Source organism: Albimonas sp. (assembly GCF_055129145.1).
This window is the reverse complement of the sequence record NZ_JBSRTQ010000024.1, coordinates 23464-36473: the sequence shown is the minus strand read 5'-3', so window position 1 is coordinate 36473 and position 13010 is coordinate 23464. Positions and strand designations below refer to the sequence as shown.

Genomic DNA, 13010 nt, shown 5'->3' with positions numbered 1-13010 from the left:
GAGCATAGCTTCGCGCGCCCTGACTTGTCCGAGCGTCTCTTTCTCCTCGCCATCGCAACCTCCATCAGCAGGGTGTTGCGACGACCGGTTGAGACCGCCTTGCGATCCCCTGTCCGAGTGGTGAACCAGCCCCATGCCCTTCCCGGGGCGGCGATCATGCACTGCCTGCACGCGGAACTGGCGGTTCACCTTGTCCAGCGGGCTGGGCGCCTTCCTGTCAGGGATCGTCGTCCTGTGCGGCCTGCCGCGAATAATGCCCTGAATACCCATACTCTTCATCAGCCGCGCGACCGTGCAGCGGGCCACATCGAAACCCTCACGGCGAAGCTGCCGCCAGACCTTCCGGACGCCGTAGACCCGCCAGTTCCGCTCAAACACACGCCGGATCTCGGGGCGCAGAGCCTCGTCCCGACGCGCACGGTCCGACCGCCGGGCGGGATCAGCCCGCCTGACCAAGTGATCGCAATAGGTGGAGGGGGCAATCGGCAGAACGCTGCAGATTGGCTCGACCCCGTGCGCATCCCGGTGCGCGTCGATAAAACCCACCATCACTTCGACCGGCGGTCGAGCTCCGCCATCGCAAAATACGCGCTGGCCTTGCGCAGGATCTCATTCGCCTGGCGCAGTTCGCGGTTCTCCCGCTCCAGCGCCTTCATCCTCTCGGCCAACTCGGTCGGGACGCCGGCGCGCTTGCCGCTGTCGACCTCGGCCTTCTTGACCCAGTCATTCAGCGTTTGCGCCGAGCAGCCGATCTTTGCGGCGATCGACACGACGGCCCGCCAACGCGAGCCGTGCTGGCCTTCGGTGTCCAGCACCAGCCGCACCGCGCGTTCGCGCACTTCAGAGGAAAACTTGTTCGTGGTCTTGCTCATGATGCTCCATCCTACTCAGGAGTTGGAGCCTCCGGCAAACCCGGCGCGGTTCACTTGCGGACGCCCGCGAAAAGCTGGAGGCTTGGCGTCGATACTGCAACGAGGAGCGGCCCCACGGGGCCATCGGGTGCAAGGCCCCGTTCCTCCTCATGAACCCCGGCGGCGCATCCGGCCAGCCGTCGTGAAGAAGCCCGGAAACTCCACCCCCGGGCGATCCAAGGTTCGGGTTCGGATCATCGGATGGCCGCGAGCTTATGAGCGAGGGCGTTCCGGGGGCAGGGTCACCTGGCCACCCGATACGACCGGCGCGCCGACAGCTATCTCGCCGCTCTCATGCTCGCTGCAATCCGCATCTGGGTCGCAAGCTTATGAGGCCGAGCCCTAAGCCATCTTTAATCTGCAAGAGCGATCTTGCGACGGTTCTCGCCAAGCGAATCTGAGGAGACGGGTTCGGTGAAAAAGATATCGGCCGGCGATCCCTGCGCGCATTGCTCGTCCCGGCGCGGATCGAGGTTCTCCGAAGACATCACCATGGCCTTCCAGCCGATCTTCAACGTCACGACCGGCACGGTCTTCGCCCAGGAAGCGTTGCTGCGCGGCAAGGACGGGCGCACGGCAAAGCAGATCCTGGACCATGTTTCGGATCGAAACCGCTATCAGTTCGACCAGAGATGCCGCACGACGGCGATCGAAGTCGCCTCCGCCGCGGGCGTGCGGAGCGCGATTTCGATCAATTTCATGCCGAACGCGGTGTACGAGCCGAAGAACTGCATCCAGCAGACCCTGCGCGCCGCGGATCAATGCGACTTCGATATCCGGCGCATCATCTTCGAGTTCACCGAAGCCGAGAACGTGGCCGATACCGGTCACCTGAAATCGATCATTCAGGCCTACCGCGAATTCGGGTTTCGCACCGCGATCGACGATTTCGGCGCGGGCTATTCCGGGCTCAATCTGCTCGTGGACATCGTGCCGGACATCATCAAGCTGGACCGGCACCTGATCGTCGACATCGACACCAACGCGACGCGCCAGATCATCGTCAAGAACCTGGTGTCCATGTGCAGGGATCTCGGCATCGAGATGATCGCGGAAGGGGTGGAAACGGCGGCGGAGCTGCACACGCTCCGGTCCTATGGAATCGAACTGATTCAAGGCTTCTATCTCGCCAGGCCGCAACTCGGGTCTATCGTGACCGAGGCCGACAATCCGCTGCAGCCGACGGACGCCGCCGAAGGTCCGGACTGAGGCCGCTGGCCGGAGGGAGCGGGCGCCGTCGCAGCTGCCGCCCTGGTCCGAATTCAGGGTGACGGGCTCGTCGCCTGTCGAATTCACGCGGGCGTCCCTCACGTTCAGCGTCAGCGTGAACGGGCCGTTGGCGAGTTGAACCGAGGCGCATGGGAGATGTCGCTGTTGGCCAGGGCGAGGTTCGACAGGGTCAACGTCGTGACCGCGTCCACCGCCTGGATGTTGATGTTGACCGAGTCGCGGCCGAAGGTCATCGCGGCGCCGCTGATCGTGCCACCCGTCAGGGCGGGCGCGGGCGCCGATGACCGTAGCCCGCCGAGGAGCCGCAGAGGCGAGTTGCCGATCCAGGCGAACGTCTTACGCAAGCTCGTCCTAGGCAAGCCCGCCCGGCGAACCCGGTTCATTGCCAAGAGATCGCGTGATCACCTCCCTGATCGCGATGCCGCTGAGCGAGGCTTGAAGGACGCGGAGACGCCCTGTCTGGCCGCGTCATGGAGGTTCGGGGAGAGGCCGGCCGGGATGACGCCGCGGTGTTCAGGCGGCCGCGCGGGCGGCGTCATGATCGCCGAGGGCGGCGAGGCCTTGCGCCCGCGGTCGATCCATGCGCCGCCGGTATGTGGCCGCAGGATCGGCGCGATGAGGACCGCGACGGTCGAGGCCATCGTCTCGCACCGTTTCGACAGCGAGACCAAGGACCTGCCGGTGCCCGCCATGGACGGGTCGATCGTCGCTGCGCCGGGACGCCGTTCGCTTGAAACGCCGGCGTCTTGGCGAAACGTCCCGATCCGGTCGTTGGATGGGGACCAGGCGCCGGTCCGAAACGGGGCGGCCGCCGAGGCCCGACGCCGCTGCGCCTCGGCATTCCAGCCCTGGTCGAGGCGCCTAACCGCAGGCCGACGCAGCGTCGCGACGGTCTTCGGCCCTGCGCCTCGACGATCCGGAGCCCGCGATCCCGCCGGATCGCCCTAGCGCGAAACGCCGGCGCGCTTCGAGGCGGCGACGGCGGAGGCGCCGGGGAGCTCGATGTTGATCTCGAGCGTGGACAGGTCGTCGCCCCGCTCGATCCGGATGTCGACGCTTTCGCGCCCCACCTTCATATGGCGCTGGATCACCTCGATGATCTCGCGCTGGATCAGCGGCAGCACGTCGGGGCCGACGCGCCCGCCCCGCTCATGCGCGAGCAGGATCGACAGCCGCTCCTTCGCGGTGTCGGCAGCGTCGGACTTCGGCTGGCGGCGGAAGACGTCGAACAGGCTCATGCGGTGCGCCCCAGAATACGCTGGAACAGACCTCGCCGCTCTCCGGGCCTCACCTTCATCTCAAGCTGTTCGCCGACCAGACGCGACACCGCGTCCGAATAGGCGCGGGCCGCCGGCGTCTTCTCGTCGAACACCACCGGCGTGCCGACGTTGGAGGCTTTCAGCACCGCCGGGCTTTCGGGGATGATGCCGAGCAGGGGGATCGAGAGGATCTCCTCCACGTCGTCGATCTTCATCATCTCGCCGCGCGCGACGCGGGCCTCGTCGTAGCGGGTCAGCAGCAGATGCGGCTTGACCTCGCCGTCGCCCTTTTCGGCGCGCCGGGTCTTGGAGCTCAGCAGCCCGATCACCCGGTCGCTGTCGCGCACCGAGGACACTTCGGGGTTGGTGACCACGATCGCCTCATCGGCGAAATACATCGCCAGATGCGCGCCGCGCTCGATCCCGGCAGGGCTGTCGCAGAGGATGTAGTCGAATTCCTCAGCCAGCTCGTTCAGCACCTTCTCCACGCCGTCCTGGGTCAGGGCGTCCTTGTCGCGGGTCTGCGAGGCGGCGAGGATCGACAGGTTCTCCAGCCGCCGGTCGGTGATCAGCGCCTGCTTCAGCCGCGCCTCGCCCTGGATGACGTTGATGAAGTCGAAGACGACCCGGCGCTCGCATCCCATGATGACGTCGAGATTGCGCAGGCCGACGTCGAAGTCGATGACCACGGTCTTGTGACCGCGCATCGCGAGGCCGGCGCCGATGGCGGCGGTCGACGTCGTCTTGCCGACCCCGCCCTTGCCGGAGGTCACGACTATGATCTTCGCCATGCTGGTCCTCTCTGTTGTTTGCGTCATTTGAGCGCCACGAGCCGCAGCGCATCGTCTTCGAGGAAGGCGTGGGTGGGCTGCCGCACGAAGGCGTCGCCCATCTCCTCGCGGGTCTTGTAGAGGCCGGCGATGGCGATCAGCTCGGCCTCGAGGCTGTGGCAGAAGATCCGCGCGTTGCGGTCCCCGTGCACGCCGGCCAGCGCCCGGCCGCGCAGCGGTCCGTATACGTGGACGTTGCCATGGGCGATGATCTCGGCGCCGGAGCCGACCGGGCCGACCACGATCACGTCGCCGCGTTCGGCGTAGATCCGCTGGCCGGAGCGGACCGGCTCGGTGATCAGCAGGTTGGCGGGGCCGAGCTCGGGCTCCGGCTCGGGCGCCGGCGCGGTCGGGCCGTTCTTGCGCGGCAGGCTCGTCTCCCGCCCGCCCGGCAGGGCGGCGAGCCCGGCGCGGGTGGCCTGGGTCTTCTGCGCGTCGGTGGCGTTCTGCACGGCGAAGGGGTTCAGGCCGCGGGCCCGAAGGTCTCCCAGAAGCCTGGCGAAGGCCGCTTCGCCATCCAGCCCCTCGGCCTGCGCCAGATCGAGAATCAGCGGGGCTTCGGAGAAAAAGCCGGGCGATTGCCGCAGCAGCTCGTCGAGCGCCGCCAGATAGGCGTCGTTGGGCCGGCCGCCCACGGGTAGGGCGACGGCGGTCAGAAACCTTCCACGCACAAGGAGAGGCTTCGCCACGGGGGGCGCATCCCCCGCGCTGGCCTGCGCATTCGATGACGACACGATCGGACCTGCTTTACTGCTCGGCATCCTGTTGGGACGCTCTCCTGTGCAGCAATAGACGTTCCGGGGGCGATCCGCCACCCTCCGGAACCGGAGCCGGTTCCGGAAGGTGGGACGGGGCGCCAGTCCGGCCGGGCGCCGCGACCCAGAGGCGCGGGAGTTGACCTGTCGCCGCTCTGCGACCAGAGCTTCGTCAGCCAGGACCGACGCCAGCGCGGCCCAGCCAGACCCCGTCCTTCCGATCCCAAGGTTCCGCCATGCTGCGCGCGTTCTACGCCTATTACCGCCCCTGGCGACGCCTGTTCTGGCTGGATTTCGGCTGCGCCGTGGTCTCGGGCCTGCTGGAACTCGCCTTCCCCATTGCGGTGCATGGGTTCATCGACCAGCTGCTGCCGCGCGGCGACCTCGCGCTGACGGTGCTGGCCTCGCTCGGCCTGCTCGCGATCTACGTGGTCAACGCCGGCCTGATGTTCGTGGTGACCTATTGGGGCCACATGCTGGGCATCAACATCGAGACCGCCATGCGGGCCAGGGCCTTCGCCCATCTGCAGAAACTGTCCTTCAGCTATTTCGACAAGATGCGCACCGGCCGCCTCGTCGCCCGGGTCACCCGCGATCTCGAGGAGGTCGGCGAGGTCGCCCATCACGGGCCCGAGGACCTGTTCATCGCGATCATGACCTTCGTCGGCGCGCTGATCCTGATGCTGTCGATCAATGCCGAACTGGCGCTGATCACCTGCGCGGTGGTGCCGGCCTCGGTCGGGCTGGTCAGCTATTTCGGCGGGCGCATGACCCGCACCTGGCGGTCGATCTACGCCCGCGTCGCCGATTTCAACGTGCGGCTCGAGGAGAATGTCGGCGGCATCCGCGTGGTGCAGGCCTTCGCCAACGAGGCGCATGAGGCGGCGCTGTTCGGCGAGGACAACAGCCGCTACCGCGCGACCAAGCTGCGCGCCTACCGGGTGATGGCCGCCTCCACCGCGCTGAACTACATGGGCATGCGCGCCATTCAGGTGACGGTGATGGTCGCCGGCGCCGCCTTCGTGCTGTCGGGGGCCCTGACCGCCGGCGGCTTCGTCGCCTTCCTGCTGCTGGTCGGCGTGTTCTTCCGGCCGCTGGAGAAGATCGCGGCGGTGATGGAGCTTTATCCCCGCGGCGTCGCCGGGTTCCGGCGGTATCAGGAGCTGCTGGCGGTCGCCCCCGACGTGGCCGACCGTCCCGGCGCCCGCCCCGCGCCGCAACTGGCGGGGGCGGTCGCCTTCGAGGCGGTGAAATTCTCCTACGACGACGGGCGCGACGTGCTGCGGGGCATCGACCTTGCGGTGGCGCCCGGCGAGACGGTGGCGCTGGTCGGGCGGTCGGGCGCGGGCAAGACCACGCTGCTGTCGCTGGTCCCGCGCTTCTACGACCCGACCGCGGGCCGGGTGACCGTCGACGGCATCGACGTCGCAGACCTGACGCTGGAAAGCCTGCGCAAGCGCATCGGCATCGTCAGCCAGGACGTGTTCCTGTTCGGCGGCACCCTGCGCGAGAACATCGCCTACGGCCGGCTCGATGCCAGCGAAGCCGAGATCGTCGAGGCCGCCGCGCGCGCCGAGCTGTCGGACGTGATCGCGCGCATGCCGCTCGGCCTCGACACCGTGGTCGGCGAGCGCGGCGTCACGCTTTCGGGCGGGCAGAAGCAGCGCGTGGCCATCGCGCGGGTGTTCCTGAAAAATCCGCCGATCCTGATCCTGGACGAGGCGACCTCGGCGCTCGATGCGGAGACGGAGCGGCGGATCCAGCGTGCGCTCGACGCGCTGTCGAACGGGCGGACCACGCTGGTCATCGCGCATCGGCTGACCACCATCCGCGGCGCCGACCGCATCGCGGTGATGGAGGACGGGCGGATCGTGGAGGTCGGGACCCATGCGGCCCTGACCGCGCAGGGCGGGCTTTTCGCCCGGCTCGACGGGGTCTGAGCGGGGGGCGGGGCCGCGGTCACGCGGTTTGCGCATCCCGGGGCTTCGGGCGATCCGGACAGGCCTGGACGAGGGCGTCGCGAAACGGCCGCGCGCCGATCCAGCGCAACGCGTCTTTCGGGGCCATCGGGCAGCCGAAATGGAAGCTCTGGAACAGCTCGCAGCCCATCGCGCGCAGGACCGCCACATCGGCGTCGTCATCCACCCCCTCGGCCAGAACCTCGAGGCCGAGCGTCGTGGCCATGCCCACCATCGACCGGGTCAGCGCCTGCATCCGCGCATTGCGCGCGAGCCCCGCGGCGAAGGCCCGGTCGATCTTCACGATCGACATCGGCAGGTTGACCAGGCTCAGGATCGAGGCGTAGCCGGTCCCGAAATCGTCGAGCGCCAGCACCAGCCCCTCGCGCACCAGCGCCTGACAGGCCTGGGTGATCTGGGCGGCGTTGTCGTCATAGAGCACCGATTCCACCATCTCGAGCACCACGCGCGAGGTTTCGAGCGACCTCACATCCAGATCCCACAGCAGAAGATCGCGGAACCGCGGGTCGAGCAGGTCGCGGGTGGTGACGTTCAGGCTGATCTTGGGGATCCGCACGCCCGCCGCGTCCCAGCTCCGGACCGTGTCGAGCGCCGAGCGGCGGATCTCCGCGTCGAGCAGCTGCATGAGGCCCGCACGGTCGGCCGCGGCGAGGAACTGGGCGGGCATCAGCAACCCGCGTTCGGGATGCTCCCACCGCGCCAGCGCCTCGAAGCCGAGCACCGCGCCGCTCCGCGCCTCCACCTGCGGCTGCAGATGCGCCACGATCTCCCCTTCCGCCAGACCGCGGCGGATGTCGGCGGACAGGCCCTGAAACGCCGAATGCGAGGCCAGCAGCTCCGGCATGCACAGCGCCGCCCCCATGCGCCCGGACCGCTTCACTTGGTAAAGCGCGAGGTCGGCGTGGTGCAGGACGTCCTCGGCGGTCAGCCGGTCCTCGGGCGCGGCGATGGCGAGGCCGACGCTGGCGCCGGCGGTCAGCGCCTCGTCCGCGAAGCGGAAGGGCCGCGAGATCCGCGCGATCACCCGGTGCGCCAGCCCGGTCAGGGCATGGGCGGTCCACGCCCCTTCCAGCATGCCGACGAATTCGTCGCCGCCGAGCCGCGCGCAAAGCGCCTCCGCGCCGAACACCTCCTTCATCGCCGCCGCCGTGTGCCTGAGGGCGGCGTCGCCGGCGGCATGGCCATGGATGTCGTTGATCTCCTTGAATTTGTCCAAATCGACATGCACCACCGCCACCGGCCCGCGGGCGAGCGCCGCGGTCAGGCGCCGCATCAGGGCGCGCCGGTTGGGCAGCTCGGTCAGCACGTCGTGATTGGCGAGATGTTCGGCCGAATCCCGCGCCGCGCGCAGCTTTTCGGATTGGCGCTTGCTGTCCTCCAGCATGTCGGCCTGCATCGCCAGCAGCGGCAGGATGTCGGCGCTGCCATCCGCGGGGCCGAAATCCGTGATCCTCAACCCGTGACGCTCGACGAAGGCGCGGGCGTTCACGCCGGGCGTCAGCGCCACCAGCACATGCGGCGCGCCGTCGTGACCGGCCGGAAACGCCATCCCGTAGAGGCTCGGCCCGTCGGCCCCGGACCCGTCGGGGATCTTCGCCGTCAGCCGCACGCCCAGCCCGTCGCGCAGGCCCATCGCGGGGTCGAGCCGACTGGGCTTCACGATCCTGAGCGCGTCGAACACCGGGCGGCCCAGCATCCGCTCGGCCCCCGCGATCCTGAGCAGCGCCGCGCCCGCCGAGCGCACCAGGCCATGCTCGTCCACCAGCACGTGGAACGGCAGCGCCCGCCCGAGCACGTCGGGGGGCAGCGCGACGGGCCCGAGGGGTTTGGTGCCGCTCACGATGACCCGCGGATCAGGGGACGGTCGCGGCCGCGTCGCCGATCCGAAGCGTGAACACGTCATGATCCGCGCCCTCCGACCGGCTTTCGACCTGGGCGATGTCGATGGTCACGGCGCATTCCCGGGCCATGCCCCTCAGCAGGCCGACCACCATCGGGGCCAGGCTTTCGCGGCTGGAGATGTAGTGCAGCCGATGGACGCCGTCCGGCATCTCCTCGAATTCGAAGGACGGCGGATCGAGATGGGGCATGGTCAGCTGCACGCGCTCATGCATTTCGTCGAGCCCCCGGATGCGGTCGACCAGCGAGTCGCCGCCCTGGTCGATCAGTTTCCCGATCGACGTGGCCTTGGAAAAACCGACCCAGTATTCGCCGAACACCTCCAGAACCGTCTCCGGCGGCAGGGCCAGCGTTTCGGAGATCGCGCCGACCAGCGCGAAGGTATGGGCGTCGTCATAGGCCGTGAGGTTTTCGAATTCTTCGTCCGGCACGCCGGCTTTTACGCAAATGCGTCGCCAGACCTGTTCGCCGCGGGCGTTCAGCACGAACGCCCGCACGCCGTTGTTCACCAGCCCGTACATCGCGCGTCTCCAGATCGCCGCCTCGGGGGAGGGTGGCATCGCAGACTTTTCGGATGGGTAAATTCGCGGCCGCTTATCTGGCTAGAGTTCGCGCCAATCCCGCCGCCGCCATCGCGCCCCCGCGTTGCCGTGGAAGATCCCCATCCCCATCCCCATCCCCATCCCCATATCGTCCGCGTCGTCCATGGTCGGATCCGGGACCGAGGCCAGCGCCGTGTCGTGGAATGGAGAAACGCCACCGCCGCCGCCGTCGTGATCGCGCTGACGCCAAGGGAAGCAAATGTCGAGCATCCTCGGGGCAAGGAAACAGGCCGCGGAAAGTTCCGACCTCGAAATGCCGAGTTCTCGGGAATCATGTCAGCGGCGCAGCGCATGGGCGAGGCCCAAGGCCAGCGTCAGGGCGTCGGCGAATTGCGGATCGAGGGGAAGACGACCGGATGGGAGCGGCACGCGGCGTCGTTGCGGAATTCCGTCGAGGTCGCCAGCCTGAGGCTGAGCCTTCGAAACATGTTGAAAACGTATTCCTGCCGGACTTGGATCGATCGCAGGTCGGGCCCCGCCAGCCGCGGCGCGTCCTCGACCGTGCCGCGCGGCCTGCAGCGGACCGGGTTGCGGAAGGAGAAGTTCCGGGAAGCACTCGGTCACCGCCACAGGCTCGCGTCCAGGCAGCGGCAATGGATTGGCTCGGCCCGCGCCGTGCCTGGCCTGCGCCCGGCGCGCTCCGCCCCGACCTCCATCCTGAACATCAACCCGCGCCCGCGGAGGTCGCCGACGATTCGGCTTTGGCGAGGGCGGCGGCGCAGGGGCGCGACAGGCTCCGGCGGATGAAGGCGTCGGCGTCGCGCGCAAGCAGGTCGCGGGAGTCGCGGTCAGGCCAGTTCCGCGCGCAGCCAGCCCTCCAGCGCGTCGATACGGGCGCGGCGGCGGGCGCCGGGGGCGCGATAGACCGCGAGCTCCCCCGGGCGCGGCGCGCGTTCGGCGCAGGGCGCGACCAGGCGGCCGTCGTCGAGCAGATCCTGCACCGTGCGCCGCCAGCCCAGCGCCACCCCCTGGCCCGCCACCGCCGCCTGCAGCACCAGCGGGAAGCTGTCATAGCCGATGCGCCGGGCGCGGGGCGCGGGGGCGCCGACCGCCGCGAACCAGTCGTCCCAGTCCATCCAGTCCTGCGGATGCGCCTCATGGGCGAGCAGGGGCAGGGCGGACAGCGCCGCGAGGGGCAGGGGGAGGGGGCGGCCCGCGAGCAGGCCGGGCGCGCAGACCGGGAACACCTCTTCGTCCGCCGCGAAGGCCAGGCGCGCGGCGCCCGAGGGCCGCCCCGCGGTCTGGATCGCCATGTCGAACCGCTCCCCCGCCTCGGTGAGCGGGCGCATGGAGGACAGCACCCGCAGCTCGATCCCCGGATGCGCCTCATGAAACCGCGAGAGGCGGGGCATCAGCCAGTAGAACGCCTCGCAGAGCTGGCAGTGCAGCACCACCGCGTCAGAGGCGTCGGCGCCGCGGATCCGCGCCGCTTCGGCCCCGATGCCGTCCAGCGCCTCGGCGATGGCGCGGGCGAGGCGGCGGGCCTCGTCGGTGGGGATCACGGCGCGGTTGCGACGCTCGAACAGGGGGCGGCCGAGGTCGGCCTCCAGCGCCCGGATCCGTTTGCTGACCGCGGTCTGGGTCAGGCCGAGCTCGGCGGCGGCGAGGGTGACGCTTTCGCGCCGCACCGTCGCCTCGAACGGGCGGAGGCTGGAGAGCGGGGGCAGGCGGGGGCGATCATCCATGCCTGAAGATCATGCATTGCGGCCCCGAAGTCTATTTTTTTCAAGTTGAAAGAATGGCCTGTGATGGCGATGACCCAGACCGATCCATTCCCTGCCGCGCTTCGTCCCGGCTCCGCCCGGCGCGGGGCGGGAGTGGGAGTGGCCGCGATCCTCGCGGCGGTCGCGTTGCTGTCGCTGTCCGACGCGCTGGTGAAGGGGGCGGAAGGGCGGCTGGCGCTGGGCCAGCTGTTCCTGCTGCGCTCCGCCGTCGCCGGCGTGCTGCTGGCGGGGGCGGCGGTGCTGGCGGGGGCCTCCCTGCGGCCGGCGCGGCGCGGCTGGACCGCCCTGCGCAGCCTTTGCCTGACCGCCATGTGGGGATTTTACTATGCCGCGCTGCCGGAGCTGCCCTTCGCTCTGGCCGCCGCAGGGTTTTATACCGCGCCGCTGTGGATGGCGGGGCTGGAGCGGCTGGCGCTCGGCCGCCGCATCGGGCGCGGCGCGGGGCTGGCGCTGGGCGCCGGGCTCGCCGGCGTGCTGATCCTGCTGCGCCCGTGGGAGGGCGAGGTCTCCGCCTGGTTCGCCGCCCCGCTCGCCGCGGCGCTCTGCTATGCGCTCGCCGGGCTGATCACCGGGACCCGGTTGCGCGACGAGGCCCCGCTGGCGCTCGCCTTCGACCTCAATCTGGCGATGGCGCTGGCCGGCGCCGCCTGGATCGGCGCGCTTCTCGTCTGGGCGCCGGGCGGGGCCGGGTTTCTCGGCGCGGTCTGGCCGCCGCTTTCGCCCGCCGATTTCGGGCTTCTCGTCGGTCTCGGCGCGGCGCTGGCGGCGGTGACGGTGCTGGTGGCGACCGCGTATCAGCGCGCCCCGGCCCCGCTGATCGGGATGTTCGACAACGCCTATCTGGTGTTCGCGGCGCTGTGGGGCGCGCTGATTTTCGATGCGTCTCCGGGACCGGCCGAGGCGCTGGGCGCAACCCTGATCGGCGGCGGCGCGGTGCTGATGGCGCGCGCCGCCGCCCGGTCGACCGTCACGCCAGACGCCCGCCCGCAGAGACCGCGCGGCTGACCCACAGGATCGGGTTCCGCAAGACCTGCGCCGCGAAGGCGGGGCGCCGGCTCGATCACCGGCGCGATCTCGGTCGACGTCGCCGGCATCTCCCGCTGGCCGAGCGGTTCGACAGCCCCCATCGCTGCGCCGACCGCCCCGCGACGCAGCGATGGGGGCAGGCGGAGCGGGTCTCGCGCGTCGCCGACCTGCAGCGGGGGAGGAGGACCGAGATGTCTTGCATCCCGCTCTTTGCGGTCAGCGGCGCCGCCGCGGCGACCGGCGTCTGGACCAGTGGTCAGGTCGCGATGCGGATCTTCCACGACCTTCGCCACGTCGGAGTTCGGGGGGGCGAGCGCCCGCCTCAGCCGCCGGCGGCGGCGAGGGCGGCGCGGGATTTCTCCTGCGCCTTTTTCAGCGAGGCGAGGCGGATGGTCGAGCTCGCCTTGGCCAGGATCTCGCCTTTGGGGTTCTTCAGCACGCCCTCGGCGAAGCAGGTCAGGCCCCCGGCGCGCTCGATCCAGGCTTCGGCCACGACGATGCCGGGGCGCGTCGGGGCGAAGAAGCTGGTCTTCATCTCCAGCGACAGCGGCGCGATGTCCTCGCGCCCGAGCGTGAAGCAGGCATGCGCCATGGCCGAGTCGATCCAGCCGGTCACGAAGCCGCCCTGCACGATGCCGCCGGAATGGCACATGTGCAGGCCGGCCCTGTACTCGATGACGGCCCGTCCGCCCTCCTTCAGCAGGATGCGGTGGAAGCCCATGGTTTCGAGCAGGGTGGGTTCGATCTCGGCCGTCATGTCGTTCCTCGCGCAGGCGTTTCGTGCGGCGCGGACGC

General features: G+C 69.7%; 12 protein-coding genes, 1 pseudogene and 1 other annotated feature. Of the genes and pseudogenes, 4 read left to right on the top strand and 9 right to left on the bottom strand.

Annotated elements, in window-relative coordinates:
* Positions 1-872: pseudogene (locus tag ACTB72_RS06420) on the bottom strand (IS3 family transposase); the annotation flags it as partial.
* Positions 475-591: a sequence feature (AL1L pseudoknot), on the bottom strand. Its footprint overlaps the pseudogene before it by 117 nt.
* Before the next feature lie 8 nt (positions 873-880).
* Here ACTB72_RS06420 and ACTB72_RS06415 point away from each other — a divergent pair.
* Positions 881-1057, top strand: a complete 177-nt coding sequence (locus ACTB72_RS06415; protein ID WP_463036158.1) for an integrase core domain-containing protein — start codon at positions 881-883, stop codon at positions 1055-1057.
* A gap of 268 nt (positions 1058-1325) precedes the next feature.
* Entirely contained in the window at positions 1326-2120 is a 795-nt protein-coding gene (locus ACTB72_RS06410; RefSeq protein WP_463036156.1) for an EAL domain-containing protein, read from the top strand.
* 110 nt (positions 2121-2230) lie between these two features.
* Here ACTB72_RS06410 and ACTB72_RS06405 read toward each other — a convergent pair whose 3' ends face one another.
* From ACTB72_RS06405 to minC, 4 genes are all read right to left on the bottom strand, one after another.
* Positions 2231-2485, bottom strand: coding sequence for a hypothetical protein (locus ACTB72_RS06405; protein WP_463036155.1), 255 nt, complete (start codon positions 2483-2485; stop codon positions 2231-2233).
* 600 nt (positions 2486-3085) lie between these two features.
* Positions 3086-3379, bottom strand: a complete 294-nt coding sequence (minE, locus tag ACTB72_RS06400; RefSeq protein ID WP_463036154.1) for a cell division topological specificity factor MinE — start codon at positions 3377-3379, stop codon at positions 3086-3088.
* Complete coding sequence (minD, locus tag ACTB72_RS06395; RefSeq protein WP_463036153.1) at positions 3376-4191, bottom strand: septum site-determining protein MinD; 816 nt, start codon at positions 4189-4191, stop codon at positions 3376-3378. The genes minE and minD overlap by 4 nt, the downstream gene beginning before the upstream one ends.
* A gap of 23 nt (positions 4192-4214) precedes the next feature.
* Positions 4215-4919 carry a septum site-determining protein MinC gene (minC, locus tag ACTB72_RS06390; protein WP_463036152.1) on the bottom strand — a complete coding sequence of 235 codons (705 nt, stop codon included), beginning with the start codon at positions 4917-4919 and terminating at the stop codon, positions 4215-4217.
* 302 nt (positions 4920-5221) lie between these two features.
* Here minC and ACTB72_RS06385 point away from each other — a divergent pair, with 302 nt between their 5' ends.
* Complete coding sequence (locus ACTB72_RS06385; RefSeq protein ID WP_463036151.1) at positions 5222-6925, top strand: ABC transporter ATP-binding protein; 1704 nt, start codon at positions 5222-5224, stop codon at positions 6923-6925.
* Between the two features lie 19 nt (positions 6926-6944).
* Here ACTB72_RS06385 and ACTB72_RS06380 read toward each other — a convergent pair whose 3' ends face one another.
* The 3 genes from ACTB72_RS06380 to ACTB72_RS06370 form a co-directional block, all read right to left on the bottom strand.
* Entirely contained in the window at positions 6945-8804 is a 1860-nt protein-coding gene (locus tag ACTB72_RS06380; RefSeq protein WP_463036150.1) for a putative bifunctional diguanylate cyclase/phosphodiesterase, read from the bottom strand.
* A gap of 13 nt (positions 8805-8817) precedes the next feature.
* Positions 8818-9384, bottom strand: coding sequence for a heme NO-binding domain-containing protein (locus ACTB72_RS06375; RefSeq protein ID WP_463036149.1), 567 nt, complete (start codon positions 9382-9384; stop codon positions 8818-8820).
* Positions 9385-10253: 869 nt separating this feature from the next.
* On the bottom strand, positions 10254-11150 hold the full coding sequence (locus ACTB72_RS06370) for a LysR substrate-binding domain-containing protein (protein ID WP_463036148.1): 897 nt from the start codon (positions 11148-11150) through the stop codon (positions 10254-10256).
* Positions 11151-11288: 138 nt separating this feature from the next.
* Between ACTB72_RS06370 and ACTB72_RS06365 the strand changes: the two genes are divergently transcribed.
* Positions 11289-12194 (top strand): EamA family transporter, encoded by a 906-nt coding sequence (locus tag ACTB72_RS06365; protein ID WP_463036147.1) that lies wholly within the window; start codon positions 11289-11291, stop codon positions 12192-12194.
* A 343-nt stretch (positions 12195-12537) separates the two neighbouring features.
* On the opposite strand, the gene ACTB72_RS06360 is transcribed toward ACTB72_RS06365, so the two are convergent.
* Positions 12538-12972, bottom strand: coding sequence for a PaaI family thioesterase (locus ACTB72_RS06360; protein WP_463036146.1), 435 nt, complete (start codon positions 12970-12972; stop codon positions 12538-12540).
* Between the last annotated feature and the right edge of the window lie 38 nt (positions 12973-13010).